Genomic DNA, 26455 nt, shown 5'->3' with positions numbered 1-26455 from the left:
CGATGACCCTGTTTTCCCGTCGTCATTTCCTGCGCGATGCCGGCTTGGCTGGCGGAGCGGCGATGGTGCCCGGCTGGGCGCGCGCCGTTTCCGCCGGCTTGCCCTCGCCGCTGGCCCGCCTGTCGGGCGAGACGATCGCGCTGCGCGTCGAGCATCTCCACGGGATGATCGACGGGCGGCCCGCGCACCGGATCGGCATCAATGGCGGCTCACCCGCGCCGCTCATCCGCCTGCGCGAGGGGCAGCGGGTGCGGATCGCCGTCACCAACGCGCTGGCGGAGGAGACTTCGATCCACTGGCACGGGCTGCTGCTGCCGTTCCAGATGGACGGCGTGCCGGGGATCAGCTTTCCCGGCATCCCGGCGGGCGCGACCTTCACCTATGACTTTCCGGTGATCCAGTCGGGCACCTATTGGTATCACAGCCATAGCGGGTTGCAGGAGCAGATGGGGCATTACGGCCCGATCGTGATCGATCCCGCCGGGCCCGATCCGATCGCAAGCGACCGCGAGCATGTCGTCGTGCTGTCCGATCATAGCGCGATGCATCCGCACCGCATCTTCGCCAAGATGAAGCAGCAGGGCGGCTATTTCAATTACCAGAAGCAGACGCTCGCCGGTCTGCTGGCCGGGCGCGACCAGCCATTGAAGGAACGGATCGACTGGGGCCGGATGCGGATGGACCCCAGCGACGTGTCCGACGTGACCGGATCGACCTATACCTATCTGGTCAACGGCCATGGCCCGGCGGACAACTGGACCGGCCTGTTCGCGCCCGGCGAGACGGTGCGGCTGCGACTGGTCAACGCCTCGGCGATGACCAACTTCAACGTCCGGCTGCCGGGCCTGGCGATGACGGTGGTGCAGGCAGACGGGCAGAATGTCCGGCCGGTGACGGTCGACGAGCTGCAGATCGCGGTGGCGGAAACCTATGACGTGCTGGTCCATACGGCCGAGCCGCGCGCCTATGCGCTGGTCGCCGAGGCTTGGGACCGGTCGGGCATGGCGCGCGCGACGCTGGCCCCGCGTGCCGGCATGGTCGCGCCGGTACCGCCGCTCCGCCGCCGGCCGATCGCCACCATGGCCGATATGGGGATGGGGACGATGGCCGGGATGGACCATGGGACCATGGACCATGGGGCCATGGACCATGGGGCCATGGACCATGGGGCCATGGACCACGGAGCCATGAACCGGGGGGCCATGAACCACGGGGCCATGGATCATGGCGCGATGACGCATGACGGGCCGACCGCCGCCGACTGCCCGCCCGAACATGCGGCCATGGGCCATTGCACCCCGGCCGCCGCCGCTGGGGGCGGGGCGATGCCGGCGATGAGTCACAAGATGCGCGACTTCGCCAATGCGCCCGGCCTGCCCAGGACGGTGGTCGTGCAGACCGTGTCGCCGATGCCGATGGACCGGATGGGCGATCCGCCCCAGGGGCTGGCGGATGCCGGGCACCGCGTGCTGGTCTATACCGACCTGGTCGCGCTGGACCGCAACCCGGACGTTCGCGCGCCGTCGCGCCAGCTCCAGATCCATCTGACCGGCAATATGGAACGTTATATGTGGGCGTTCGACGGGGTGAAGATGAACGCCGTCACCGCCCCCATCCCCTTTCGCCAGGGCGAGCGGGTGCGCGTCACGCTGGTCAACGACACGATGATGGCGCATCCCATCCATCTGCACGGCCATTTCTTCGAACTGGTGACGGGACATGGCGACCATGCCCCGCGCAAGCACACGATCAATGTCGCGCCGGGTGGCACCGCCACCTTCGACCTGACCGCCGATGCGGCCGGCGACTGGGCGTTCCACTGCCATCTCCTCTACCACATGCATGCCGGGATGATGCAGGTCGTGACCGTGCGCCCCGAAGCGGCGGGAGCGGCGGCGTGATCGGGGCGATGCTTCTCCTCGCCGCCCTGCCGCAGCATGACATGCAGGCGATGCCCGGCATGGCGGCGCCCAAGCGCGCCGCCGCCGATCCGTCCTGCCCGCCCGAACATGAAGCGATGGGCCATTGCACGCCAAGGGCCGCGCCACCGAAGGAGGATGCGCCCGCCGGCACCGACCAGCCGGCGGGCGACGCAGCCCCGCCGCCCGCGCCGACCGACCGCGCCGCCGACCGCTTCTACGACCCGGCCGCCATGGCCGCCGCCGACCGGGCGATGCGGCGCGAGCATGGCGGCATGGCCTTCCGCCAGATCCTGTTCAACCTGGCGGAGGTCGCGCCGCGCGCCGGCCGCGACACCTATCGCTGGGACGGCGAGGGCTGGTTCGGCGGGGACATTAACCGGCTGGTGGTGCGCAGCGAGGGCGAGGGGACGTTCGGCGGCCGGGTCGGCACGGCTGAGGTGCAGGCGCTCTATGCGCGCGGTCTCGATCCCTATTGGAACCTGCAGGCCGGCCTGCGCCAGGACCTGGGCAGCGGCGCGCGGCGGACCTATGCGGTGATCGGCGTCGAGGGGCTGGCGCCCTATTGGTTCGATGTGGAGGGGGCGCTGTTCCTGTCGGATCGCGGCGACCTGCTCGGCCGCGTCGAGGGCTGGTACGACCAGCGGCTGACGCAGCGGCTCATCCTCCAGCCGCGCGTCGAGTTCAACCTCGCCGCGCAGGACATGCCGGCCAGCCGCATCGGCGCCGGCCTGTCGAGCGCCGAGGCGGGCCTGCGCCTGCGCTACGAGATCGCGCGCGAGTTCGCGCCCTATGTCGGGGTGAACTGGGAGCGCCGCACCGGGGCCACCGCCCGATATGCGCGCGCACGGGGCGAGGAGGCGGGCGGCGCGGCGCTGGTGCTGGGCGTCCGCGCCTGGTTCTGACGCCCCGCGCGTCCCGCCGGTTCGACACGCCCGTCCCGATCGCCTAGACGCCGGCGCATGACAGAGCATGTCGCGATCGTCGGCGGCGGGTTCAGCGGCACGCTGCTCGCGATCAACCTGCTGCGCTTCGGGGGACCCTCGGCGACGCTGATCGACCGATCGGCGGCGCGCATCGCCCGCGGCGTCGCCTATAGCGCGACCGAGCCGGCGCATCTGCTGAACGTCCGCGCCGCCGGCATGAGCGCCTTTCCCGACGATGCCGACCACTTCGTCCGCTGGCTGGCGGCCCGGCATGGCGGCACGCCCGCCAGCTTCGTGCCGCGCCGCCTCTACGGCGAATATCTGGCGGAGACGCTGGCGGCGGTGCGCGACGACCGACTGACCCTGTGCACCGGCGACGTGCGCGCGGTGACGGATGCGGGCGTGCGGCTCACCGACGGGCGTGACATCGCGGCGGATTTGGTGGTGCTGGCGACGGGCAATCTGCCGCCGCACACGCCGCCGGGCATCGACCCGGCGGCATTGCCCGGGGGGCGCTACATCGACGATCCATGGCGCGCCGATCCGGCCCGGGGGCTGGGGGCGGGGGACGGGGTGCTGCTGCTCGGCACCGGGCTGACCGCGATCGACCTGGCGCTGCAATTGGATGCGGGGGGCTTTGCGGGCGGCATCGTCGCGCTGTCGCGGCGCGGCCTGCGGCCGCATCGTCACGTCGAGGGCGGCGCACCGGTGCAGGGGCGGACCGACCTGCCGGGGGTCCCCCTGTCGGGCCTGGTGCGCGAGCTGCGCGCAGAGGCGACGGAGGCGCCGGGCGGCTGGCGCGCGGCGGTCGACAGCCTGCGCCCGGTCACGCAGCGCCTGTGGGGCGCGAGCGACCGGGCGACGCGCGCGCGCTTCCTGCGCCATCTCCGCCCCTTCTGGGACGTGCATCGCCACCGGCTGGCCCCGGCGGTCGCCGATCGGATCGATGCGATGGTCGCCGAAGGCCGGCTGCGCTTCGTCGCCGGCAAGGTGGCGGGGGCGACGGCGACGCCGGCGGGCGTCGACCTGACCTGGCGGCCGCGCCATCGCGATGCGACCGAGCGGATGGCGGTGGCGCGGATCGTCAACTGCACCGGGCCGCAGGGTGACCTGACCCGCACCGATGACCCGTTGCTCGCGGGACTGGCGGCGGCGGGCGCGATCCGCCCCGATGCGCTGCGGCTCGGGATCGATGTGGATGCGCAGTCGCGGGTGATCGATTCAGGTGGACAGGCGCGCGATGCGCTCTGCTGCATCGGTCCGATGACGCGCGGCGGCCTGTGGGAAGTGGTCGCGGTGCCCGACCTGCGCCGCCAGGCCTGGGACCTGGCCCGCCGCCTGTCGCATGCCCAATGGGTCGGCGGCGAGGGGCTGTAGGTCCCGCCACCTTCGCCCCGGCGCAGATTGCCCGGCGTTGCGCGCCGCCCCCTGCGCGCCTATCTCCGCCAGGAACAGTGCCTGGCTTGGGGGAATGAGCGGAAATGACCAGCTTCGACGATCGCGAGCGTGCCTTTGAGGCGACGTTCGCCCGGGACCAGGAGATGGCGTTCCGCATCACCGCGCGGCGCAACCGCCTGCTCGGCCAGTGGGCGGCGGCGTTGATGAAGCTGACCCCGGAGGAGACGGACTCCTATGCCAAGGGGGTGGTGCAGGCCGATTTCGAGGAAGCGGGCGACGAGGACGTCATCCGCAAGCTGGTCGGCGACCTGACCGCCGCCGGGGTCGAGACCGACGAGGCCACGGTGCGCCGCGCGCTCGACGAACGGCTGGTCGAGGCGCGCCGCCAGTTGATGGAGGCGCAGTAACCATGCCGATGGCCGCCGACGAGATCGCGGAGATGATCCGCGCCGCCATTCCCGATGCGACGGTCGAGATCACCGACCTCGCCGGGGATGGCGATCATTATGCCGCCCGCGTGGTGTCGCCCAGCTTCGCCGGAATGCCCCGCGTGAAGCAGCACCAGCAGGTCTATGCCGCTTTGGGTGGTCGGATGGGGGGCGTGCTCCACGCGCTCCAGCTCACCACCGCCGCTTCGTGAAGGAAGAGATGATGACCCAGGACGTGAATGCGCGCATCGACGCGCTGGTGAAGGGCAATGACGCCGTGCTGTTCATGAAGGGCAGCCCGCTCTTCCCGCAATGTGGCTTTTCCAGCCGCGCGGTGGCGATCCTCGACCATCTCGGCGCGACCTATGAGAGCGTCGACGTGCTCCAGGACCAGGAGATCCGCCAGGGCATCAAGGCCTATTCGGACTGGCCGACCATCCCGCAGCTCTATGTGAAGGGCGAGTTCGTCGGCGGCTCGGACATCATGATGGAGATGTACGAGAGCGGCGAGCTGGCGGCGCTGTTCGGCGGCGAGCAGCCGGCGGCGTGATCGGACGCTGACACCTCTACGCAACCACCCCGGCGAAGGCCGAGGTGGTGCTTGCGATGGGTGGCAGGCAAAAAAAGGGCGCGGATCGTATCGCACGATCCGCGCCCTTTTTGTCGCAAGCGACGCGCCGTCAGGTGCGGCGCGGCTTGGTCGGCTTGGCGCGGTAGGGCGCGCGGCCGCCCAGGCCGGCGGCGTTCGACGGACGGCGGCCGTGCGAGGCGCCGCGCGGCGGCGGACCGTCGGCGGGGACGATCATCAGGTCACCCTCGTCGCCATCCTTGCCGGCGGTCTTCTGCACCGACGCCTGGAAGCGGCCGGCGATCGCGCGCGGGATCTGCACCAGCGTCTCCGCCGGGCCGATGCGGATCGCGCCGATCTCGTCGCGCGTCACATGGCCGCGACGGCAGAGCAGCGGCAGGATCCAGCGCGGGTCGGCATTCTGCCGCCGGCCGATGTCGAGCCGGAACCACACCGTGTCCTCGAAGCCGGCGCGATGCTCGGTCTCGCGCTGCGGCCGGTCGTTCGGGCTCGATTCGGCGAGCTCCTCGGGCGCGGGCTGGCTGGCGCGCAGCGCGCGGACCAGCATCGCCGCGACCTCGCCCGGCGCGCGGGTTTCGAGCAGGCGGGCGCCCAGCGCGACATCCTCTTCCTCGAACTCCACCGGCTCGGCCAGCTTGGCGAGCAGACGCTCGCGATCGGCGTCGCGGATCGCCTCAGCGGTCGGCACCGGATGCCAGGCGAAGGCGATCCGCGCGCCCTTCAGCATCATCTCGACCCGGCGGCGGCGCGGATAGGGGACGATCAGGATCGCGGTGCCCTTGCGCCCGGCGCGGCCGGTGCGACCCGAGCGGTGCTGCAACGTCTCCGCATCGCGGGGCAGCTCGACATGCACGACCAGGCTGAGGCCGGGCAGGTCGATGCCGCGCGCTGCCACGTCGGTGGCGACGCAGACGCGGGCGCGGCCGTCGCGCAGCGCCTGGAGCGCCTGGTTGCGCTCGTTCTGCGAATGCTCGCCCGACAGCGCCACGGCCGCGAAGCCGCGCTCGACCAGGCTGGCGTGGAGATGCCGCACATTGTCGCGCGTGGCGCAGAACAGGATCGCGGTCTCCGCCTCGTGGAAGCGGAGCAGGTTGACCACCGAATGCTCGATGTCCGACGGCGCCACCGCGACCGCCTGGTAATCGATATCGCCGTGCCCGCGATCCTCGCCCACCGTCGAGATGCGGAACGCATCCTTCTGATAGGTGCGAGCCAACGCCACGATCGGGCGCGGCAGCGTCGCGGAGAACAGCAACGTGCGCCGCTCGGCCGGGGTGCCGTCGAGAATCTGCTCCAGATCGTCGCGGAAGCCCATGTCGAGCATCTCGTCCGCCTCGTCGAGCACGGCGGCCTTGAGGTTCTGGAGCTTCAGCGCGCCGCGCTCCAGATGGTCGCGCAGCCGGCCGGGGGTGCCGACGACGATATGCGCGCCGTGGTTGAGCGTGCGCCGCTCGCGCACCGCGTCCATGCCGCCGACGCAGGTGGCGATGCGGGCGCCGGCATAGAGCCATTCCAGCTCGCGGCTGACCTGCAGCGCCAGTTCGCGGGTCGGCGCGATCACCAGCGCCAGCGGCGGACCGGCAGGCGGCAGCGCGCCATCGATCAGCAGGTCATCGGCCATGGCCAGGCCGAAGGCGACCGTCTTGCCCGAGCCGGTCTGGGCGGACACGAGCAGGTCGCGCCCCTGCGCCTCGTCGGCGATGACCGAGGCCTGGACAGGGGTGAGGGTTTCATAACCACGCGCGGCGAGCGCCGCCGAGAGTGGGGCGGGAAGCGTATCAGGAAGCATGTGGCTCCAATATGGGGACGCCGACACCCATAGGCCAGCATCATAAGCATAGGGGTCCATCCCCCTATATCGCGTGGCCTGTAGCCGATCCGCTCGCCCATGCCCATTGAAAATTATAGCCGCCCAGCCATCCCGTCACATCGACCGCCTCGCCGATCGCATGAAGGCCGGGAACGCGACGCGATTCCATGGTCTTGGAAGACAGTTCGGCGGTGCTGATGCCGCCCACCGTGACCTCCGCCTTGGCATAGCCCTCCGTGCCGCTGGGACGGAAGGTCCAGGCGCCGAGTCGCTCGCCCGCCGCGCGCAGCGCCTTGTCGGTCGCATCCGCCAGCCGATCGATGCCCAGCCGCTCCGCCAGCGCTTCGGCAAGCCGTTCGGGCAAGGGGAGCAGCTTGCGCAGGGACGCGCGCGGCTGTGCGCGTTTCGCCGCGACCAGCCAGTCGGGCATGCGGTCGGGCAGGAAGTCGATCCGCACCGTCTCGCCCGATCGCCAATAGGAGGAGGCCTGGAGGATGGCGGGGCCGGACAGGCCGCGATGCGTGAACAGCGCCGCCTCGCGGAAACCGGGGCCGGCGGCGGTGGCGCGCACCTCGGTCGCGACACCCGCGAGTTCGCGGAACAGCGCCTCGTCCGGGCCCAGCGTCAGCGGCACCAGCGCCGGCCGCGGCTCGACGAGCTTCAGCCCGAACTGCTTGGCGAGCCGGTAGGAGAAGTCGCTCGCGCCGATCTTGGGGATGGAGGGGCCGCCGGTGGCGATCACCAGCCGCTGGGCGGTGTCGCTGCGGGTGGCGGAGGCGACGCGGAACCGCGTGCCGTCATGCTCCACCGTCACCGCCTGGCCCATCGCCCAGTCGACGCTTCCGAGCTCGCACTCGCCGACCAGCAGGTCGACGATCTGCCGCGCGCTGCCGTCGCAGAAGAGCTGGCCCAGCGTCTTCTCGTGCCAGGCGATGCCGTGCCGCTCGACCAGTTCGAGGAAATCGGCGGGCGTGTAGCGGCCGAGCGCGGATTTCGCGAAATGCGGATTGGCCGACAGGAAACGATCGGGCGCGGTGTCGCGATTGGTGAAGTTGCACCGGCCGCCGCCCGAGATCAGAATCTTGGCGCCGGGCCGCGGCGCATGGTCGACCAGCAGCACGCGCCGGCCGCGCTGGCCCGCAACGGCGGCGCACATCATCCCCGCCGCGCCGGCCCCCAGCACGATCGCGTCATAATCGCTCACGGACGGTGCGGCCCTAGCGCAGCTTGGCGATCGACAGGCCGTCGGCCTTGGCCCGGTCCTTGACCGATTCCTCGCTGCGGGTCAGCGCCTTGGCGATCGCCTTCAGCGCCATCCCCTTCTTGGCGAGCTGATGCAGCTTCTGCACCTCATCGGGCTTCCAGGGCTGGCGGTGACGTTCGAACTTCTCGGCCATCATCGGCGCTCCACATCGAGGACCTGGATCGCATCGTCGCGACCCTGGAAGGGCAGCCAGTCGCCCGCGCCCGCGCCCATCAGCGCGCGGGCGAGCGGCGCGGCATAGGCGATGCGCGCGTCAGCATCCGCCTCGTCATGGCCGACGATCGTGATCGTGCGGGTCGCGCCGTTCAGGCGGAAGGTGACGGTGCTGCCGATCCCCGCCTCGTCGGGCGCGGGCGCGGGCGCGATGACGGCGGTGGCGACGCGGGTGCGCCAGTAGCGGAGTTCGCGCAGCAGCGGATCGCGTGCCTCCCCCTCGGTGGCGGCGAGCTGCGCCTCGATCGCAGCGGCGCGCGCGGCGAGCAGCGCCGGGCCGGCGGCGGTGACCAGATTGGGGCCGGGCGGGATCGGCAGCTCGAACTTCGGCTCCAGATGCTCCTCGTCGCTCTCGCGGCGGAAGGCGACGCTCATGATGGCATGTCCATTCCCGGCACATAGGGACGGCGGGGCGGCTGCGAAAGCGGGCGCGGATACGGTGAATCGAGGGGGCATCCGTTTCGCATCGGCGGCCGCGCGTGCTATATGGAGGATATGACGGCGCTCCCCCATCAATATCCGATCGCGGTCGACCCCGCCGACATCGACTTCATGGGGCATGTCAACAATGCCAGCTACCTGAAATGGGTGCAGCATGCGGTGGTCAGCCATTGGGAGAAGCTCGCCCCGGCCGAGGCGGTGGCCGAGCATCTCTGGGTCGCGCTGAAGCACGAGATCACCTATCGCAAGCCGGCCTTCCTGAACGACGAAGTGATCGCCACCGTCATCCTGGAAAAGGTGCAGGGCGCCCGCGCCTTCTACGAGACGGTGATCCGCCGGGGCGAGGAAGTGCTGGCCGAGGTCAAGTCGAGCTGGTGCTGCCTGGACGCCGAGACGCTGCGCCCGGCGCGGCTGGCGAAGAATGTGGTGGACCGGTTTTTCTGAGGGGTTGGTGCGAAGGGGTCGGGGTCGAATAATCCGCCCTTCCCTTTCTCTTGTTCCCCGGCGGAGGCCGGGGCCCAGTCGGGAGACGATGGTGATGGAGCACAGCGCTTCGTTACTCAGGCCTTCCCAACTGGGCCCCGGGCTCCGCCGGGGAACATGTAGAGGGAACAAAGAAATACCATCGTCGCGTCCCCCGAACCGTCATGCGAACCCTCACCCCTCCACCGGCGCGACATCGACGCTGACGTCCATCGCCTGCGCGCCCGAGCCCAGCACGACGCCATCGACCGGCGCGATCTCCGCATAGTCGCGGCCGACCGCCATGACGATATGGTCGCTCGCCATCCAGATGCCGTTGGTGGGGTCCAGCCCGACCCAGCCGCGAGTCGGCCCGCACCACAGCAACACCCAGGCATGGGTCGCGTCCGCGCCGACCAGCCTGGCCTGGCCCGGCGGCGGGATGGTGCGGATATAGCCCGAGGCATAGGCGGCGGGCAGCCCCGCGCCGCGCAAGCCGGCGATCATGATCTGCGCGAAGTCCTGGCACACCCCGCGCCGCTGGCGGAACGCCTGGGCCGGGGGCGTGTCGACCAGCGTCGCGGTGGCGTCGAACTGGAATTCGCGCTGGATGCGCAGCGCCAGCGCGATCCCCGCCTCCAGGCTGCCGCGGTCCGGATCGAGGTCGGGCGCGCACCAGGCGGCGATGTCGCGGTCGAGCGGAATCAGCGGGGAGGGATAGAGATAAGCCGCCGGCCCCGCCGCCGACAGGTCGCGGCTGGTCCGGGCGAGCGCCGCGATCTCGGCCAGCGTCGGGTCGTCGGCGGCGGGGACCGGCACCAGTCGGTCGACGGTCACCCGCGCGACGCTTTCGATCGTCAGCGTCCGCACCGGTCGGTCGACCACCAGCCGGGTGACATTGGCCAGGCCCGCCTCGGCCCGCGCCGCCGACAGGCGACCGGTCGGCTCGGCGGAGAGGCCGTAGGATTCCAGCGTCTGGCCCGGCCAGTCGATCGGCTTCAGCCGCAGATTGCAGCGCGCGAACTTGACCTGCGCGCCGTAATCGAAGCGGGTGCGGTGGCGGATGTCGTAGGTGGTCATGCCAGCGTCAGCCCGGTCGCGCGCAGCGGCTCCGCGCCCTGCAGGAAATAGCGGCGGGCGACCGCATCGGCGAGCATCCCCAGCCGCCGCTCGATATCGCCCAGCCTGTCGGCGTCGAGCGTCGCCGCCTCGGCGGTGACGACGATGGCGTGGAGCGCGGTCGCCTGCGCCTGTTGCGGCTCGGCCATCTCGTCGTCGCTCAGCACCGGCAGCTCGGCGAGCCGCGCGCCGATCCGCTCGGTCTGGAAGGCGATGCTGCGCGGGTTGCCGGGGTCGAGCGCGACCAAGTCGACCACCGCGACCCGGGCGATCCCGGTCGGATAGCGCTGGCGATAGCTGATCTGGCTGTCGGCGAGGTCGAGCAGCGTCGACAGGTCGTCGATGCTCGCCCCCGCCATGCCGAACAGCCGGACCGCCCGCGCGATGCCCATCGCCCGTTCGATCCGCCGGCCCAGATCGTGGAAGCGCCAGGCGGAGGTGCGGACCATATGCTCCGCCGACAGACCGGCGATCGCGGCATAGCGGCGCTGGAGCGAGCCGGCGCGCTCGAGCATCCCGCGCTGGCTGGGGAAGGGCGCCTCCAGCAGCCGCACCATGTCCGCCGACAGCCGGTCGCGCGAGCCTTCGCCGATGGTGCGGGCATGACGGTTGATCCGCGCGACCGAGTGATAGCCCTCGTCCTCCATTGCCTGTTTGGCGAAGGCGGTGAGCGCGGCGCGCGACAGGGTGGCGGGATGGGCCGCGGCGCCCGCGCCCTCGATCGCGCCGACCAGCTGGCCGAGCGTCGCCGGCGGCAGCACCGCGCCCGCCTCCACATCGATCGAATGGCCGAGCAGCACGCGGATCGCGCCGAGCAGCGCCTCGCCTCGCTCCAGATAGCGGCCGAGCCAGAAGAAATTGTCCGCCACCCGGCTGGGCAAGGTGCCGGGGTTGCGGCGGACGTGAAGCGAATCGGGCGCGGTCAGCAGCGAGACCGGCGCGACCGGCTCGGGCCCATGGATGCAGACATCGGCGGACCACAGCCCCTCGCCGATCACCGAAGCGGTGGCTTCCGGATGCTCGCCGATCCGGCCGAAGCCGCCGGGCATCACCACCCAGCCGCCATCGCCGCCGCGCGCCAGGAAGACGCGCAAGGTGAAGGGCCGCGCCTCCAGCCGGTCGCCGATCACCACCGGCATGGTCGACAGCCGCACCTGTTCCTGCCCGACATAATCCTGCGGCCGGCGCGCCAGGTCGGCCAGCAGCGCGGCGCGCGGCGCATCCTCCGCCAGGCCGAAGGGCAGATGCTGGAAGGCGGGGCCGATCGTCAACGTGTCGAGGTTCGCGGCGACATGCGCGCGTTCCGCCTCGCCGCCGCACCACCAGGTGGCGATGGTCGGCAGGCGCAGCGGCTCGCCCAGCACCGCCTGCGCCAGCGCCGGCATGAAGGCGTGGAAGGCGGGGGTTTCGAGCACGCCCGCGCCCGGCGCGTTGGCGAGCACGACATTGCCGGCGGCATAGGCGTCGATCAGGCCGGGGACGCCGATCTGCGAATGGGTGTCGAAGGCGAGCGGGTCGAGCAGGCGCGGATCGAGCCGCCGCCACAAGGCGTCGATCCGCTTCAGCCCGCCGATGGTGCGGACATAGACCTGGTCCTCCAGTGCCGCCAGGTCGGCGCCCTCCACCAGCAGCAGCCCCAGATAGCGGGCGAGATGCGCTTGCTCGGGATAGGAGGGATTGTAGCGGCCGGGCGTCAGCAGGCCGATGCGCGGGTCCGTCCGCCGGCACAGAGCGGCCAGACCGGCGCGCCATGCGGCGAAGAAGGGGGCGTGGCGCTGCACGTTGAGCTTGGCCTGCAACCCGCCCAGCGTCCGCCCGACCGCCAGCCGGTTCTCCAGCGCATAGCCGGCACCCGCCGGCGCGCGCAGATGGTCGGCGAGCACGCGCCATTCGCCGCTCGGCCCCCGCGCCAGGTCGAAGGCGATGAAGTGCAGATGCAGCCCGCCCGGTGGCGTCAGCCCGACCATCGGCCGCAGGAACAGTGGACTGCCGGTGACCAAAGCGGCGGGCAGCACGCCGTCGGCCACCAGCCGCCCCTCACCATAGAGGTCCGCGACGACCTGTTCGAGCAGTTCGGCGCGCTGGACCACGCCGGCGGCGATGCCGGCCCATTCGCCCGTGTCGATCAGCAGCGGCACGGGCGAGACGGGCCAGGGCCGCTCCTCCGCCTCGCCGATGATGCGGAAGCCGGTGCCCATGTCGGCGGCGTGGCGCTGCACCCGCTCGCGTGCATGGCCGAGATCGTCGGAGGCGACGGCGGCCAGTTCCTCGAACATCGCGCGCCAGGGCGCGGGGCTGCCGGCGCGCAGCATGTCGGCCGCGGGCGCGCGCACGCAATAATCGTCGATCCAGCGCCGGGCATGAAGGCCGGCGTCGAAGAGCGGCGCGGACGGGGGGGCGGCTTCGGTCGCCATGGGGAGCAGGCGGTCTCCAGCGAAGGGGCGGGCCGGGGCAGGTGTCACGGATCGATGCGGCCGTGCAACAGCAATCTGCTGAGCGTCGCCATTCGCCTGGAACGAATGGGGATTCTCGAAAGCTCGGCCCTGCGGAGGCGCGTTCGTGACGAGCCCGCGTGCACCGTCCCAGGACGAGCAGGACCTTGGCAAGGGCAACCATTCCGACCCGGCGCGGGCCGGAGTTCAGGAACGGAACGTTTCCCGTGACTTGCCGCGCCCCGCCCCTGCGTCCCCGCTTCCGCCGGGATGGGCGGACGGGACAAGCAACCAACCTGAATGTACGCCGCTCCCCCTGCATGGAAGGCGTGTGGTGTCTGCGACCCGGCCGGCGCGCCATTCCCTTGTCGCGCGGTTGCGCCTAGAGCGCGCGGCATGTCGACGGACTCTCTCGGCCAGGCGCCTGCCGATTGGCGAGGCGAAGCGTGCGCGCTGGCGCGGCTGGCGGGGCCGCTGGTCGCGGCGAACCTGCTCCAGATGGCGGTGTTCGCGGTCGACGTGATCTTTGTCGCGCGACTGGGCGCGGTGCCGTTTGCGGCGGCGACGCTGGGCGTGTTCCTGTTCCACATCCTGGGCTTCGGGCTGGTCGGGCTGGTCGGCGCGGCCGAGCCGCTGATCGCCGCCGCGATCGGCCGGCGGGTCGGCGCGGTGCGGCAGGTGCGGCGTTCGTTCCGCATGGGCTTGTGGCTGGCGGTGGCGGGCGGGCTGGCGGTGATGCTGGTGCTGAATCTCGCCGGACCGCTGCTGCGCCTGGCCGGGCAGGACGCGGCGGTCGCGGGTCAGGCCGGGCAGTTCTGCCGCATCCTGTCGCTGGCGGTGATCCCCGCCGTGCTGTCGGCGCTGATGCGGATGACGGCGGCGGCGCTGGGCCGGCCGGGCTGGGCGCTGCTGGTGACGGCGGCCAGCCTGGTCGTCGGCGTGCTCGCCAATTACGCCCTGGTCTTCGGTCATTTCGGCCTGCCGGCGCTTGGCCTGCTCGGCTCGGCGCTGGCCAGCGTCACCGTCTCCGTCACCGCGACCTTCGCCTATGCCCTGATCCTGTGGCGCGACCGGCGGCTGCGGCGCTTCCACCTGTTCGGGCGCTGGTGGCGGCCGGAAGGGCCTCGCATGGTCGAGATCGCGAGGCTTGGCGCGCCGATCGCGCTGGGCTGGATGGCGGAGGGCGGGCTGTTCGGATGCGCCGGCCTGCTCATGGGGCGCATCTCGGTCACCGCGATCGACGCTCATGCCGTCGCGCTCAACATCGCCGCGATCGCCTTCCAGATCCCGTTCGGCATCGCGCAGGCGGCGACGATCCGGGTCGGTTTCGCCTATGGTGCCAGGGATGCCGCCTGGGTGGCGCGGGCGGGTCGCGTGGCGATCGTCAGCGGCATCGGCGTGATGGCCGCCACCGCCGGCCTGCTCTGGGCGGCGCCGGGATGGCTGGTGCGCCTCTATGTCGATCCGGCGACGCAAGCGGCGGAGGCGACGCTGGCGATCGAGCTGCTCGGCGTGGCGGCCTTGTTCCAGCTCTTCGACGGCGCGCAGGCGGTGGCGGCAGGGGTGCTGCGCGGCGTCCAGGACACGCGCGTGCCGATGATGCTCCAGATCCTGGGTTATTGGGCGGTCGGTTTCGTCGTCGCCGCGCTGCTCGCCTTTCCGCTGCGCATGGGGCCGATCGGCGTCTGGTGGGGGCTGGCGGCGGGGCTGGGCGTGGTGTCGGCGCTGCTGCTGTGGCGCTGGCAGGGCCGGCGGACCAACATCTCCGTATCATAGATCAATCAGATCACGGGATTTTATACGGAAGAGAATATGATCGCGCCGCGCGGCATCTTCCCCCGCCCGGTCCGTCTGATATGATCGCCGGCATGTTGGGTGTGGGTGCCAAGATCGACGAGACCGGAACGCTGATCCGGGAAGGGGGCGCCTTCTACCTGCGCCGGGACCTGGGCGGCCGCTACGAACTGGAGCTTCACCGCACGCCGGTCGACCTGGTCGAGAAGCGCGTCCGGCTGGTCGGCACGCTGGTCGGGCCGGCGCTGGTCAATGCCGACGGGGTCGCGCCCGCGGAGTAACATCGGTCAGCGGCGGCAATGCCGCGCCGCGCCCTCGGTTCCGAAAAATTTCCGCCCGCCCCGTTGACGGTCGATGGGGGGCGTCACATATCCCGGTCGTTGGCACTCGCGCAGGCAGAGTGCCAGAAATTTGTAACACTGACCAAAAGGGACACCTAGCAATGAACTTTCGTCCGTTGCACGACCGCGTCCTCGTTCGCCGCGTCGAGGCGGAAGAGAAGACGGCTGGCGGGATTATCATCCCCGACACCGCCAAGGAAAAGCCGCAGGAAGGCGAAGTCGTCGCCGCCGGCTCGGGCGCGAAGGCCGAGGACGGCAAGGTCACCCCGCTGGACGTGAAGGCCGGCGACCGCGTGCTGTTCGGCAAGTGGTCGGGCACCGAGGTCAAGGTGAATGGTGAGGATCTCCTCATCATGAAGGAATCCGACATCCTCGGGATCGTCGGCTGATCCCAGTCGCTGCCCCGGCCGCATGACGGCCGGGTCTCTTCCCGCATTCTTCCGGCATCTGCCGGACACATTCGATTGAAAGGTCAGCCAAATGGCAGCCAAGGACGTGAAATTCAGCCGCGACGCGCGTGAGCGCATCCTGCGCGGCGTCGACATCCTCGCCGACGCGGTGAAGGTGACGCTCGGCCCCAAGGGCCGCAACGTCGTGATCGACAAGAGCTTCGGCGCGCCCCGCATCACCAAGGACGGTGTGTCGGTCGCCAAGGAGATCGAGCTCAAGGACAAGTTCGAGAACATGGGCGCGCAGATGGTGCGCGAAGTGGCCTCGAAGACCAACGACATCGCGGGTGACGGCACCACCACCGCCACCGTGCTGGCGCAGGCGATCGTCCGCGAGGGCATGAAGTCGGTCGCGGCCGGCATGAACCCGATGGACCTGAAGCGCGGCATCGACCTGGCGGTCGTCAAGGTCGTCGAGGACCTGAAGACCCGCTCCAAGCCGGTCGCCGGTTCGCAGGAAGTCGCCCAGGTCGGCATCATCTCCGCCAATGGCGACCGTGAGGTCGGCGAGAAGATCGCGGAAGCGATGGAGAAGGTCGGCAAGGAAGGCGTCATTACCGTCGAGGAGGCCAAGGGTCTCGAGTTCGAGCTGGACGTCGTCGAGGGCATGCAGTTCGACCGCGGCTATCTGTCGCCCTATTTCATCACCAACCCGGAGAAGATGACGGTCGAGCTGAACGATCCGTACATCCTGATCCACGAGAAGAAGCTGTCGAACCTGCAGGCGATGCTCCCGATCCTGGAAGCGGTCGTCCAGTCGGGCCGTCCGCTCCTGATCATCGCCGAGGACATCGAGGGCGAGGCGCTGGCCACGCTGGTGGTCAACAAGCTGCGCGGCGGCCTGAAGGTCGCGGCCGTCAAGGCGCCGGGCTTCGGCGATCGCCGCAAGGCGATGCTCGAGGACATCGCGATCCTGACCAAGGGCGAGGTGATCTCCGAGGATCTGGGCATCAAGCTCGAGAGCGTCACGCTGGGCATGCTCGGCACCGCCAAGCGCGTCACCATCGACAAGGACAACACCACCATCGTCGACGGTGCGGGTGAAGCCGAGTCGATCAAGGGCCGCACCGACGCGATCCGTCAGCAGATCGAGGTCACGACCTCGGACTATGACCGCGAGAAGCTCCAGGAGCGTCTGGCGAAGCTGGCCGGCGGCGTCGCCGTCATCAAGGTCGGCGGCTCGACCGAGGTCGAGGTGAAGGAGCGCAAGGACCGCGTCGACGACGCGCTGCACGCGACCCGCGCGGCGGTCGAAGAGGGCATCGTCCCCGGTGGCGGCACGGCGCTGCTCTACTCGACCAAGGCGATCGACGGCCTGACCGGCGCGAACGAGGACCAGACCCGCGGCGTCGACATCGTGCGTCGCTCGCTGACCGCGCTGGTCCGCCAGATCGCGCAGAATGCCGGCCATGACGGCGCCGTCGTGTCGGGCAAGCTGCTCGATCAGTCGGACAGTTCGTTCGGCTTCAACGCGGCGACCGACACCTATGAGAACCTGGTCGCGGCCGGCGTGATCGACCCCACCAAGGTCGTCCGCACCGCGCTCCAGAACGCGGCCTCGGTCGCCGGCCTGCTCATCACGACCGAAGCGGCCGTGAGCGAGCTGCCGGAAGACAAGCCGGCGGCCCCCGCGATGGGCGGCGGCATGGGCGGCATGGGCGGCATGGACTTCTAAGCCGCTGCCGGGGGACCGGATCGGCGAAGGCCGGCCCGGTCGCCCGGACGCTCTGTCCAGATACGAAGAAGCCGGGGAGGGCGACCTCCCCGGCTTTTTCAATGTATAATGCCGTCATGACTTACATGGTGGATGCCATCGGACATGTGCGCGGTGGCAGGAGCGAGCCGACCGATGACGACTGGGGCCACAACGCCAGTCTGATCGAACTGGACAGCCGCCGCTTCGGCCCAGAAGCGTTCGCCGGCCTTGAAGGTTTCAGTCATGTCGACGTGCTTTTCCTGTTCGATCGTGTGCCGTTGGATCGAAGCGAAGACGGCGCACGGCATCCCCGCGGCAGGACGGATTGGCCTCTGACCGGGATTTTTGCGCAGCGTGGCAAGAATCGGCCAAATCGCTTGGGCGTGACGGCGTGCCGAATTGTCGCTATCGAGCATATTCGACTTCATGTCTCGGGGCTCGATGCCATCGATGGAACGCCTGTGCTCGACATCAAGCCTGTGATGCGGGAGTTCCTGCCGCGCGACGAGGTCCGCCAGCCGCCCTGGGTCGCCGAAATGATGGCCGGCTATTGGTAGTCTGCGCGTACCAGACGCATTGTCCGGGAAACCGGAAAGGCACAGGTCCCGAGCAACCACCCGGTCCGGTCGGCGTTTCCCGCGCCATGAGCCGCCCCGACGATCCCCGCATCCCCCTCAACAGCATCGTCTTCGGCTTCGGGCCGATGCTGCCGCTCGCCGCCGCGGCCCTGGGGGCGTGGCTATTGCCACCGCCCTGGCCGGTGCTGGCGGTGCGGCTGGCGATCATCTGGGGGGCGCTGATCCTGGTGTTCGTCGCGGGCGTGCGACGCGGTTTCGGCTTTGGCAACCCACGCGCCTCGACCGCGGTCGAGATCGCGACCATGCTCGCTTATTTCGTGCCGGCTGGACTGGCGCTGGTGGTGCCGTCGGTGCGGGTGGCGCTCGCCCTGTTGCTGCTGGGCTATGTGCTGGTGCCGACGCTCGATACCCGCGCGGCCCGCGCCGGCAACGCGCCCGCCCATTTCGCGCGCTTGCGCTGGCCACAGATGGCGATCGCGCTTGTGTCGATCGTGGCGCTGATGCTGTTCGTCCTGCGCGGCTGACGCCCGTCAGCCCCGGCGCACGCCGATCGCGGCGAAGGGCAGGGGTTCGCGCGGCGGCGTCGCGGGTTCCGCCAACTCGCATTGCCACAGGCCGACATCGATCCAGCGGCCATGCTTGTAGCCGACCTCGCGCTGCACGCCCGCGCGGCGGAAGCCGACCGCCTCGTGCAGGGCGATCGAGCCGTCATTGGGCAGCGCGATCCGCGCCACCGCTTGGGTGAAGCCCTGCGCCCGCAACGTCTCGACCAGGGCGCCGTACAGCAGCCGCCCCGCCCCGCGCCGCTGGGCGGCATCGGCGACGTAGATGGTCGTCTCCACAGTCCAGCGATAGGCGGCGCGCGGGTGGAAGGCGCTGGCATAGGCATAGGCGAGCACGCCGCGCTGGTCCTCGCCCTGGGTCGCGACCATCCAGGGGTAGAGGTCGGCGCTCGCCGCCATGCGCGCGGCGATCATGTCGGCGTCGGGCGCCGCCTCCTCGAACGAGGCTGCGCCGATCAGCACGTGCGGCGCATAGATGGCCGCGATCGCCCCGGCATCCGCCGGCGTGGCGGCGCGGATCGCGATCATAGGCCGACCCGCGCCAGGATCAGGTCGAGCAGTCGCGCATCCTGCGCCTGGGCCAGGTTGGGGCCGATGCCGCCGCATTCCAGGCAGCGCGCCTGCACCGACCCGCCCGTCGCCAGCCGTCGGGCATCGCCCAGCGCCTGCGCGACCAGCGCACGGCGCTCGGCGGCGATCCGCGCGAAGCTGTCGCCGGCCGGGCTGCTGCTGTCGTCCTCGCGGTCCGCGACCGACCCGGCGAAGCGGGCGAGCCAGCCGGGCTCCTTCTCGAGATAGACGGCATGCACCTTGGCGGGGTCGAGCTTGGCCTGTCGCGCCGCATAGGCGATCGCATCGGACAGGCCGCCGAACTGGTCGACCAGGCCGATCTGCCGCGCGGTGCCGCCATCCCACACCCGGCCCTGGCCGATCGCGTCGACCCGCGCCGGGGTCATGTGCCGGGCCTGGGCGACGCGGCCGATGAATTCGCGATAGCCATTTTCGATATTGGCCTGGAGGATCGCGTCGAGCGTCGGCGTGGTGCCGCCGAACAGGTCGGGCTGGCCCGACAGCGGCGTGGTGCGCACGCCGTCGGTGGTGACGCCGATCTTGGCGAGCGCCGATTCGAAGGTCGGCAGGATCGCGAAGATGCCGATCGAGCCGGTGATCGTGTTCGGCTCGGCGAAGATGTGGTCGCCCACGGTCGACACCCAATAGCCGCCCGAGGCGGCGACGCCGCCCATCGAGACGGTGACCGGCAGGCCGCGCCGCTTGGCCTCCAGCACCGCCTGACGGATCTGCTCCGACGCCATGGCCGAACCGCCGGGCGAATCGACGCGCACGACCACGGCCTTCAGGTTCTTGGTGGCCAGACCGTCGAGCATCGCCTTGGACACGGTGTCGCCGGCCGCGGTGCCGGGACCGGCCTTGCCGTCGACGATGTCGCCCGCAACCGTCAACACGCCGATCGCGTCGCCATTGGTCGGCAGCGGATTGGCGCCGACCCAGGCGTCATAGCCGATGGCGCGGAAGCTGCCGATCGGCTTGCCACTCTCGGTACCGACGAGCTTGGCGACGCGCTGGCCAAAGGCAAAGCGGTCGCCCAGCTTGTCGACGATGCCGGCGCGCAGATTGGCCTGGGCGATATTGCCGTTGGCCGCGGCGACCAGCGCCTGCGGATTGCCGAGGAAGGCGGCAATCTGCGCCTTGGGCCGGGTGCGCGTGATGCCGCCGATCCACTGGTCGAGCAGCGAGCCGTAAAGCGCCTGCGACGCGGCGCGGGCGTCGGGGCTCTGGTCGGTGCGGGTATAGGGTTCGACGAACGACTTGTAGCGGCCGACGCGATAGACATGGACGTTGACGCCCAGCTTGTCGATCAGCTCCTTGTAGTAGAGCTGCGTGCCGCCGGGACCGGCGAACAGCGCGCCGCCTTGCGGATTGAGCCACACCTCGCTGGCGGCGGCGGCCAGGCGGTAGCTGGCATCGGTATAGCCGGTGGCATAGGCGAGCACGGGCTTGCCCGCCTGGCGAACGCGCACCAGCGCGTCGGCGATCTCGCCGAGCGGGGCGGGATAGGCGCCGCCGAACCGGTCGAGATCGAGCACCACCGCCTTGACCCGGGCGTCGGTGCGGGCCGCGTCGATCGCGCGGATCACGTCGCGCAAGCGATACTGGCGCGGCGCCTCCTGGCCCGACAAGGCGGCGAAGGCGGCGGGCTCGGCCGGCTGTTCGACGATCGCGCCGTCGAAATCGAGCAGCAGCGCGCCCGGCGCGATCGCCTTGGTGCCCGGCCGGGCGTTGAGCGCCGCGAAGATCAGGCCGAAGAACAGCAGCATCGCGACCAGGACCAGCCCGTCCTTCACCGCGACCAGCAATTTCCACACGCCGCGCACCAGGCGCCAGCCGGTGCGCCGCCGCCGGGGGCGGCCGTCGGTGAAGGAGGGAGCGCCGCTGGCGGCCGGGGCGGTGGTATCGATCATGGGGCAAGGGCTAATCGAAGCATCGCGCCGTGGCAACGGCCCGCCGGGCCGGCGACGGGAGCGGGGACAGGGTTGGGGGCCGGGCTTCCATGGCGGAGACTTCATCACCTGTTAACACGTCCGTCACGGCCGGTTGACTTGGGCCCCACCCCCCCGTAAACGGACCGCGCCTTGGCGGGAATGCTCGCCGTTTGCGCGCTTCCCCCTGGCCAATATCGCAAGATGTTCAGAGGATGGCACGTGGCGGAAAGTGAACCCGGACAGGACTTCGACGATGCGGAGGACCCGCGGCTGGCGGCGCTCGACGAGCGGCTGCGTCAGGCCAGGGGCCGGGAAGCGTCGCGATCGGGGGTGAAGCAGGACACGGACCGGGGCTATTCCCAGGGTAACCGCGTCATCTCGGCCTTGATTGGAAGTCTCGTCGGCAGCGCGCTGATCGGCTGGCTCATCGACCGCTGGTTCGGCACGACGCCCTGGGGACTGATCGTGATGCTGTTCCTGGGAATAGCGGTCGCGTTCAGGCAGATTATTCGTATCGGCAACGAGCGCCCGGAGTAATCCGAGCGCTTTTTCGTAGGTTGGAGCTAGAGAGCAGTGGCGGCAGCGGAAGGCGGCAAGATCGACCCCATGCACCAGTTCCTGATCGAGCCCGTGCTCGGTCGGCACTGGATCGTCGGGGGCTATGATCTGTCCTTCACCAATTCGGCGCTGTGGATGGTGGTGACCCTCGCCAGCCTGTGGCTGTTCATGCTGGGTGGCATGAAGCGCGAGCTGGTGCCGGGGCGCTGGCAGGCGGCGGTGGAGGGCTTCACCGGCTTCGTCTCCTCGATGCTCACTTCGAACGTGGGGCCGGAGGGCAAGCGCTTCGTGCCCTATGTCTTCTCGCTGTTCATGTTCATCCTGTTCGCCAACATCCTGGGCCTGCTGCCGTTCGGCATCGTGCCGGGCGTGCATCCCTTCACCGTGACCAGCCATCTGACGGTCACCGGCGTCCTGGCGATCATTTCGTTCTCGATCGTGCTGATCGTCGGCTTCGGTCGCCACGGCTTCCACTTCTTCTCGCTCTTCGTGCCGCACGGCACGCCGCCGCTGATGATCCCGTTGATCTTCGTGGTCGAGCTGATGAGCTTCCTGGTCCGCCCGTTCAGCCTCGGCCTGCGACTGTTCGTCGCGATGACCGCCGGCCATATCCTGCTCAAGGTGCTGGCCGCGTTCGTCGTCAACGGCCTGAACCTGGGTGGCGGCTATATCGCGATCGTGACGCTGCCCAGCTTCCTGCTGATGATCGGCATCACGCTGCTGGAGCTGCTGGTGGCGGCGATCCAGGCCTATGTCTTCGCGCTGCTGACCTCGGTCTATCTCAACGATGCGGTGAACCTGCACTGAGGACCCGAGGGCGCGCCCGCTCCGATTTCGACTTTCCCTTGAACGTGTGTTTTTGAACTGGAGAATATGATGGATCCGCAAGCTGCAAAGATGATCGGCGCCGGTCTGGCCGCGATCGGCATGGGCATCGCCGCGCTGGGCGTGGGCAATGTGTTCGCGAAGTTCCTCGAAGGCGCGCTGCGCAATCCGGGCGCGGCCGACAGCCAGCAGGGTCGCCTGTTCATCGGTTTCGCGGGCGCCGAGCTGCTCGGCCTGCTCGCCTTCGTGACGATGATCATCCTGGTGTTCGTCGCCTAAAACGCGATTCCCCGGCCGGCCGCCACCCGCGGCCGGCCGGCATCAGAGGACGCCCATGCCCCAGATTTCCCAGATCGCCGCGACCTATGCCTCGCAGATCTTCTGGCTGCTCATCACCTTCGGCCTGCTGTATTTCGTGGTGGGCAAGGGGATGGTGACCAAGATCGTGTCGACGGTCGACGCGCGCGAACAGCGCATCACCGGCGATCTCGCCGCGGCGGAGGCGGCGCGCGCCCAGGCGGACCGCGTCGAAGAGGCGTGGCGCATCGAGATGGACGCCGCGCGCAACGCCGCGATGGCGGAGACCGCCAGCGCCAAGGCGCAGGCGGTGCAATCGGCCGAACAGCAGGTCAAGGCGGCGGATGCCGACCTGGCCGAGCGGATCGGCCATCATGAACTTGCGATCGCCAACGCCAAGGCGGAGGCGTTGGCCACGCTGGAGACGGTGGCGGCCGAGGCCGCGCGCGACCTGGTCGCCAAACTGTCCGGCGTCGGCGTGACGATCGACCAGGCCGCCCATGCGGTGCGGGAGGTGCGGGCCCATGGCTAATCACGGCAATACGCCAGCGGCGGCGGCGGTCGAGCAGACCGACCTCAGCCAGCGGCCGATCAAGGGCGCCGACGGCATGACCGGCGAAGCCACGGCGGGCACCGAGCAGCATGTCGCCTCGCCGACCGCCCTGGGTCTCGATTCCACCGGCTGGGTGGCGGTGGCGGCGATCGTCGTGATCGCGCTGATGCTGTGGAAGCGGGTGCCGGCGCTGATCGGCGGCATGCTCGACGCGCGCATCGCGGCGATCCGCACCCAGCTCGACGAGGCGGGCAAGCTGCGCGCCGAGGCCGAGGCGCTGCGCGCCGAATACGAGGCCAAGGCGCGCGCCGCGCATGAGGATGCGGAGCAGATGCGCCGCCACGCGCATCAGGAGGCGCATGCGATCGTGGTTAAGGCCAAGGCGGATGCCGAGGCGCTGATGGAACGCCGCGCCAAGATGGCCGATGACAAGATCGCCGCCGCCGAGCGGGCCGCGATCGCCGAGGTCCGCGCGCGGGCGGCGGATGCGGCGGCCAAGGCAGCCGGCCTGCTGATCGCCGAGCATCACGGCATCGACTCCGACCGGATGATGGTCAACCGCGCCATCGCGGGGCTGGGCCGGCCGAACTGATCCGGGGCGCCGCGGCGCTTCGGACGGGCGACAAAGGGGCGGCCTGCGGGTCGCCCTTTTTCGTTGGCGAAGTCGTGTCGATCGGACGGGTTGAATGTCCTCCGGCGCGCCGATTGTACATGGCTTTCGGGAGTGTAGATCCGATTGCCAAAGTCCTGACCGCCCCGGCGGGGGCCGGGGTCCGGTTACGGAACATGTGGACTGGCTTACCGGCTTCCCCCTACTGGATTCCGGCCTTAGCCGGGATGGTGTAGTGGGTTTGGCGAGGGATGTTTCCTCACTCAAGCGGCAGGCCGATACTCTGGTGGACGGCCAGACCCTTCCCCCCCCCACACACCCGAAAGGAACCCGCATGTCCTGGCTGATCCTGGCGATCGCCGTCTGCACCGAGGTCGCCTGGGCGCTGAGCCTGAAATGGGCGACCAATATCGGCACCTGGGCAGCCGGCAGCGTGCCGATCGTGCTGAGCTTCGCCACCATGGGCATGCTGGCGCTGGCGATGCGCGGGTTGCCGGCGGGCACCGCCTATTCGGTGTGGAGCGGGCTGGGTGCGGTCGGCGTCATCCTGGGCGGGGTGGTGCTGTTCGGCGACCGGGTCAGCCTGGCCCAGGCCGGATTCATGGCCCTGACCGTGGTCGGCGTCGTCGGCACCAAGCTGCTGTCGCCGCACTGATTCCCGGCTGACCGATCACCCTAGCGATGGAGTCGCCGCGCCCCTAAATCAGCCGGTGATGTCCCAGCCCACCACCGACCGCTTCAATGAGGAAAAAGCCACTTTCGCGATCCGGGGCGCCGATACGCCCGATCTGGAGGCGGGGGTGGCGGCGATCCGCAACGTGCTGAAGACGCTGCCGCAGCGCTCCGGCGTGTACCGGATGCACGATTCGCGCGGCGACATCCTCTATATCGGCAAGGCGCGGTCGTTGAAGCAGCGCGTCGCCAACTACACGCAGATCAACGGCCTGCCCAAGCGCTTGCAGCGCATGGTGTCGCAGACCCGGTCGATGACGATCGTCACCACCAACAACGAGGCGGAGGCGCTGCTGCTGGAGGCGCAGCTCATCAAGCGCTACCGCCCCGCCTACAACGTGCTGCTGCGCGACGATAAGAGCTTTCCCTTCATCCTGCTGCGCGCCGACACCGATTTTCCGCGCGTGCAGAAGCATCGCGGCGCCCGGCGGGCGGTGGGCAATTACTACGGCCCGTTCGCCAGCGCAGGCTCGGTGAACAACACGCTGAACGCGCTACAGAAGCTGTTCCTGCTGCGCTCCTGCACCGACGGCTTCTTCAAGACTCGCGACCGGCCCTGCCTGCTCTACCAGATCAAGCGTTGCTCGGCGCCGTGCGTCGGCCGGATCGACAAGGCCGGCTATGCCGAGCTGGTCTCCGACGCCAAGGACTTCCTGGCGGGCAAGTCGACCCAGGTGCAGGCCAAGCTGGGCGCGCAGATGCAGGCGGCGGCCGAGGCGATGGATTTCGAACTGGCGGCGCTGTTGCGCGACCGGCTGCGTGCGCTGACCTTCGTGCAGGGCACCCAGGCGATCAACGCGGAAGGCGTGGGCGATGCCGACGTCTTCGCGCTGGCGTGCCAGGACGGGGTGATCGGCATCCAGGCCTTCTTCATCCGCGGCGGCCAGAATTGGGGACACCGCAGCTTCTTTCCGACCCACACCAACGAGGTGCCGGAGGAGGAGGTCTTCGTCAGCTTCCTGACCCAATTCTACGAGGAGGTGCCGCCCGCGCGCACCATCCTGCTCGACCGCGAGCTGGCGGAGGGCGAGCTGCTGGGACAGGCGCTGGGCGAGGCGGCGGGGTACAAGGTCGCGCTGTCGGTGCCGCAGCGCGGCGACCGCCGCCGGCTGATGGATCAGGCCAAGCGCAACGCGGTCGAGGCGCTGGAGCGGCGGCTGGCGGAGAGCACGACGCAGGCGAAGCTGCTGCGCGAGGTCGCCGACCTGTTCGAGCTGCCCGAGCCGCCGGCGCGGATCGAAATCTACGACAACAGCCATATCCAGGGTACGCACGCGCTGGGCGCGATGGTGGTCGCCGGGCCGGAGGGCTTTCGCAAGGGCGAGTACCGCAAATTCAACATCCGCAACAAGGACACGGTGCCCGGCGACGATTTCGGCATGATGCGCGAGGTGTTCACCCGCCGTTTCGGCCGCGCCCAGGCGGAGGACCCGGACCGCGACGGCGGCACCTGGCCCGACCTGGTGCTGATCGACGGCGGTCGCGGGCAGCTCAACGCGGCGCGCGCGGTGCTGGAGGATCTGGGGATCGAGGATGTCTGCCTGGTCGGCGTCGCCAAGGGGCCCCATCACGGCCGCGACGGGCGCGAGGTGTTCCACCTGCTCGACGGGCGCGAGCTGACGCTGCCGGTCAATGCGCCAGTGCTGTTCTATCTCCAGCGGCTGCGCGACGAGGTCCACCGCTTCGCGATCGGCGCGCACCGGGAGAAGCGCGCCAAGGCGATCGGCGCGAGCCCGCTGGACGAGGTGCCCGGCATCGGCCCGGCGCGCAAGAAGGCGCTGCTGATGCATTTCGGCACCGCCCGCGCCGTGCGCAATGCCAGCCTGGAGGATCTGAAGCGCGCGCCCGGCGTGTCGCAAGGGGTCGCGCAGCAGGTCTACGACTTCTTCCACGCGCGCTGAACCGAAAAGCCGCCGCCGCGCCATTGCTCCTGCACCAACCCCGGCTACAAGGATGG

General features: G+C 70.0%; 28 protein-coding genes. 20 read left to right on the top strand and 8 right to left on the bottom strand.

Translation table 11 applies throughout. The features are described from left to right. The first annotated feature begins 2 nt into the window (after positions 1 to 2). From GGQ96_RS02990 to grxD, 6 genes are all read left to right on the top strand, one after another. A complete protein-coding gene (locus GGQ96_RS02990; RefSeq protein ID WP_184111385.1) occupies positions 3 to 1901 on the top strand; it encodes a copper resistance system multicopper oxidase in 1899 nt (632 codons plus the stop codon). Next, positions 1898 to 2824 carry a copper resistance protein B gene (locus GGQ96_RS02985; protein WP_343058902.1) on the top strand — a complete coding sequence of 309 codons (927 nt, stop codon included), beginning with the start codon at positions 1898 to 1900 and terminating at the stop codon, positions 2822 to 2824. The genes GGQ96_RS02990 and GGQ96_RS02985 overlap by 4 nt, the downstream gene beginning before the upstream one ends. Before the next feature lie 57 nt (positions 2825 to 2881). Then, entirely contained in the window at positions 2882 to 4222 is a 1341-nt protein-coding gene (locus tag GGQ96_RS02980; RefSeq protein ID WP_184111383.1) for an FAD/NAD(P)-binding protein, read from the top strand. A 104-nt stretch (positions 4223 to 4326) separates the two neighbouring features. Further along, positions 4327 to 4650 (top strand): DUF1476 domain-containing protein, encoded by a 324-nt coding sequence (locus GGQ96_RS02975; protein ID WP_184111381.1) that lies wholly within the window; start codon positions 4327 to 4329, stop codon positions 4648 to 4650. Between the two features lie 2 nt (positions 4651 to 4652). After that, entirely contained in the window at positions 4653 to 4883 is a 231-nt protein-coding gene (locus GGQ96_RS02970; protein WP_184111379.1) for a BolA family protein, read from the top strand. 11 nt (positions 4884 to 4894) lie between these two features. Beyond that, a complete protein-coding gene (gene grxD, locus GGQ96_RS02965; protein ID WP_184111377.1) occupies positions 4895 to 5221 on the top strand; it encodes a Grx4 family monothiol glutaredoxin in 327 nt (108 codons plus the stop codon). A 130-nt stretch (positions 5222 to 5351) separates the two neighbouring features. Here the strand turns inward: grxD and GGQ96_RS02960 are convergent, their stop codons facing one another. From GGQ96_RS02960 to GGQ96_RS02945, 4 genes are all read right to left on the bottom strand, one after another. Continuing rightward, positions 5352 to 7049: a DEAD/DEAH box helicase gene (locus GGQ96_RS02960; RefSeq protein ID WP_184111375.1), complete on the bottom strand. Its 1698-nt coding sequence runs from the start codon at positions 7047 to 7049 to the stop codon at positions 5352 to 5354. Between the two features lie 64 nt (positions 7050 to 7113). Beyond that, complete coding sequence (locus tag GGQ96_RS02955) at positions 7114 to 8274, bottom strand: aminoacetone oxidase family FAD-binding enzyme (RefSeq protein WP_184111373.1); 1161 nt, start codon at positions 8272 to 8274, stop codon at positions 7114 to 7116. Between the two features lie 13 nt (positions 8275 to 8287). Continuing rightward, positions 8288 to 8470, bottom strand: coding sequence for a hypothetical protein (locus tag GGQ96_RS02950; RefSeq protein ID WP_425506685.1), 183 nt, complete (start codon positions 8468 to 8470; stop codon positions 8288 to 8290). Then, a complete protein-coding gene (locus GGQ96_RS02945; RefSeq protein WP_184111370.1) occupies positions 8467 to 8922 on the bottom strand; it encodes a GreA/GreB family elongation factor in 456 nt (151 codons plus the stop codon). The genes GGQ96_RS02950 and GGQ96_RS02945 overlap by 4 nt, the downstream gene beginning before the upstream one ends. A 120-nt stretch (positions 8923 to 9042) precedes the next feature. Between GGQ96_RS02945 and GGQ96_RS02940 the strand changes: the two genes are divergently transcribed. Further along, positions 9043 to 9432 carry an acyl-CoA thioesterase gene (locus GGQ96_RS02940; protein ID WP_184111368.1) on the top strand — a complete coding sequence of 130 codons (390 nt, stop codon included), beginning with the start codon at positions 9043 to 9045 and terminating at the stop codon, positions 9430 to 9432. Positions 9433 to 9645: 213 nt separating this feature from the next. On the opposite strand, the gene GGQ96_RS02935 is transcribed toward GGQ96_RS02940, so the two are convergent. Both GGQ96_RS02935 and GGQ96_RS02930 read right to left on the bottom strand, forming a co-directional pair. Beyond that, a complete protein-coding gene (locus tag GGQ96_RS02935; RefSeq protein WP_184111366.1) occupies positions 9646 to 10530 on the bottom strand; it encodes a transglutaminase family protein in 885 nt (294 codons plus the stop codon). Then, complete coding sequence (locus GGQ96_RS02930; protein ID WP_184111364.1) at positions 10527 to 12983, bottom strand: circularly permuted type 2 ATP-grasp protein; 2457 nt, start codon at positions 12981 to 12983, stop codon at positions 10527 to 10529. The genes GGQ96_RS02935 and GGQ96_RS02930 overlap by 4 nt, the downstream gene beginning before the upstream one ends. Positions 12984 to 13397: 414 nt before the next feature. Here GGQ96_RS02930 and GGQ96_RS02925 point away from each other — a divergent pair, with 414 nt between their 5' ends. The 6 genes from GGQ96_RS02925 to GGQ96_RS02900 all read left to right on the top strand — a co-directional run bounded on the left by GGQ96_RS02925 (position 13398) and on the right by GGQ96_RS02900 (position 18383). Continuing rightward, positions 13398 to 14777 carry an MATE family efflux transporter gene (locus GGQ96_RS02925; protein ID WP_184111362.1) on the top strand — a complete coding sequence of 460 codons (1380 nt, stop codon included), beginning with the start codon at positions 13398 to 13400 and terminating at the stop codon, positions 14775 to 14777. A gap of 92 nt (positions 14778 to 14869) precedes the next feature. Further along, entirely contained in the window at positions 14870 to 15076 is a 207-nt protein-coding gene (locus GGQ96_RS02920) for a DUF5818 domain-containing protein (protein ID WP_184111360.1), read from the top strand. Positions 15077 to 15237: 161 nt separating this feature from the next. Beyond that, positions 15238 to 15525 (top strand): co-chaperone GroES, encoded by a 288-nt coding sequence (gene groES, locus GGQ96_RS02915; RefSeq protein WP_125994968.1) that lies wholly within the window; start codon positions 15238 to 15240, stop codon positions 15523 to 15525. A 91-nt stretch (positions 15526 to 15616) separates the two neighbouring features. Further along, positions 15617 to 17260 (top strand): chaperonin GroEL, encoded by a 1644-nt coding sequence (gene groL, locus GGQ96_RS02910; protein ID WP_184111358.1) that lies wholly within the window; start codon positions 15617 to 15619, stop codon positions 17258 to 17260. A gap of 116 nt (positions 17261 to 17376) precedes the next feature. Then, on the top strand, positions 17377 to 17838 hold the full coding sequence (locus GGQ96_RS02905) for an SAM-dependent methyltransferase (protein WP_184111356.1): 462 nt from the start codon (positions 17377 to 17379) through the stop codon (positions 17836 to 17838). An 86-nt stretch (positions 17839 to 17924) separates the two neighbouring features. Then, a complete protein-coding gene (locus GGQ96_RS02900) occupies positions 17925 to 18383 on the top strand; it encodes a DUF3429 family protein (protein WP_184111354.1) in 459 nt (152 codons plus the stop codon). Between the two features lie 6 nt (positions 18384 to 18389). On the opposite strand, the gene GGQ96_RS02895 is transcribed toward GGQ96_RS02900, so the two are convergent. Beyond that, a complete protein-coding gene (locus GGQ96_RS02895; protein WP_184111352.1) occupies positions 18390 to 18950 on the bottom strand; it encodes a GNAT family N-acetyltransferase in 561 nt (186 codons plus the stop codon). After that, on the bottom strand, positions 18947 to 20902 hold the full coding sequence (sppA, locus tag GGQ96_RS02890; RefSeq protein ID WP_184111350.1) for a signal peptide peptidase SppA: 1956 nt from the start codon (positions 20900 to 20902) through the stop codon (positions 18947 to 18949). The genes GGQ96_RS02895 and sppA overlap by 4 nt, the downstream gene beginning before the upstream one ends. A gap of 222 nt (positions 20903 to 21124) precedes the next feature. Between sppA and GGQ96_RS02885 the strand changes: the two genes are divergently transcribed. From GGQ96_RS02885 to uvrC, 7 genes are all read left to right on the top strand, one after another. After that, a complete protein-coding gene (locus GGQ96_RS02885; RefSeq protein ID WP_184112201.1) occupies positions 21125 to 21460 on the top strand; it encodes an AtpZ/AtpI family protein in 336 nt (111 codons plus the stop codon). Positions 21461 to 21529: 69 nt separating this feature from the next. Beyond that, positions 21530 to 22288 carry a F0F1 ATP synthase subunit A gene (locus GGQ96_RS02880; protein WP_184112199.1) on the top strand — a complete coding sequence of 253 codons (759 nt, stop codon included), beginning with the start codon at positions 21530 to 21532 and terminating at the stop codon, positions 22286 to 22288. Positions 22289 to 22357: 69 nt separating this feature from the next. Beyond that, on the top strand, positions 22358 to 22585 hold the full coding sequence (locus GGQ96_RS02875) for a F0F1 ATP synthase subunit C (protein ID WP_184111348.1): 228 nt from the start codon (positions 22358 to 22360) through the stop codon (positions 22583 to 22585). Between the two features lie 55 nt (positions 22586 to 22640). Then, positions 22641 to 23135, top strand: a complete 495-nt coding sequence (locus GGQ96_RS02870) for a F0F1 ATP synthase subunit B family protein (protein ID WP_184111346.1) — start codon at positions 22641 to 22643, stop codon at positions 23133 to 23135. After that, a complete protein-coding gene (locus tag GGQ96_RS02865) occupies positions 23128 to 23748 on the top strand; it encodes a F0F1 ATP synthase subunit B family protein (protein ID WP_184111344.1) in 621 nt (206 codons plus the stop codon). Before GGQ96_RS02870 ends, GGQ96_RS02865 begins: the two co-directional genes overlap by 8 nt. A 352-nt stretch (positions 23749 to 24100) precedes the next feature. After that, the gene (locus GGQ96_RS02860) at positions 24101 to 24421 is read left to right on the top strand and encodes a DMT family transporter (protein ID WP_184111342.1); all 321 of its coding nucleotides are present in this window, start codon (positions 24101 to 24103) and stop codon (positions 24419 to 24421) included. Positions 24422 to 24479: 58 nt separating this feature from the next. Then, complete coding sequence (gene uvrC / locus GGQ96_RS02855) at positions 24480 to 26399, top strand: excinuclease ABC subunit UvrC (protein WP_184111340.1); 1920 nt, start codon at positions 24480 to 24482, stop codon at positions 26397 to 26399. Positions 26400 to 26455 lie beyond the last annotated feature (56 nt).

The sequence above is a fragment of the Sphingomonas abaci genome, assembly GCF_014199625.1.
Lineage (GTDB): Bacteria > Pseudomonadota > Alphaproteobacteria > Sphingomonadales > Sphingomonadaceae > Sphingomonas > Sphingomonas abaci.
This window is presented reverse-complemented; position numbering and strand designations above follow the sequence as displayed.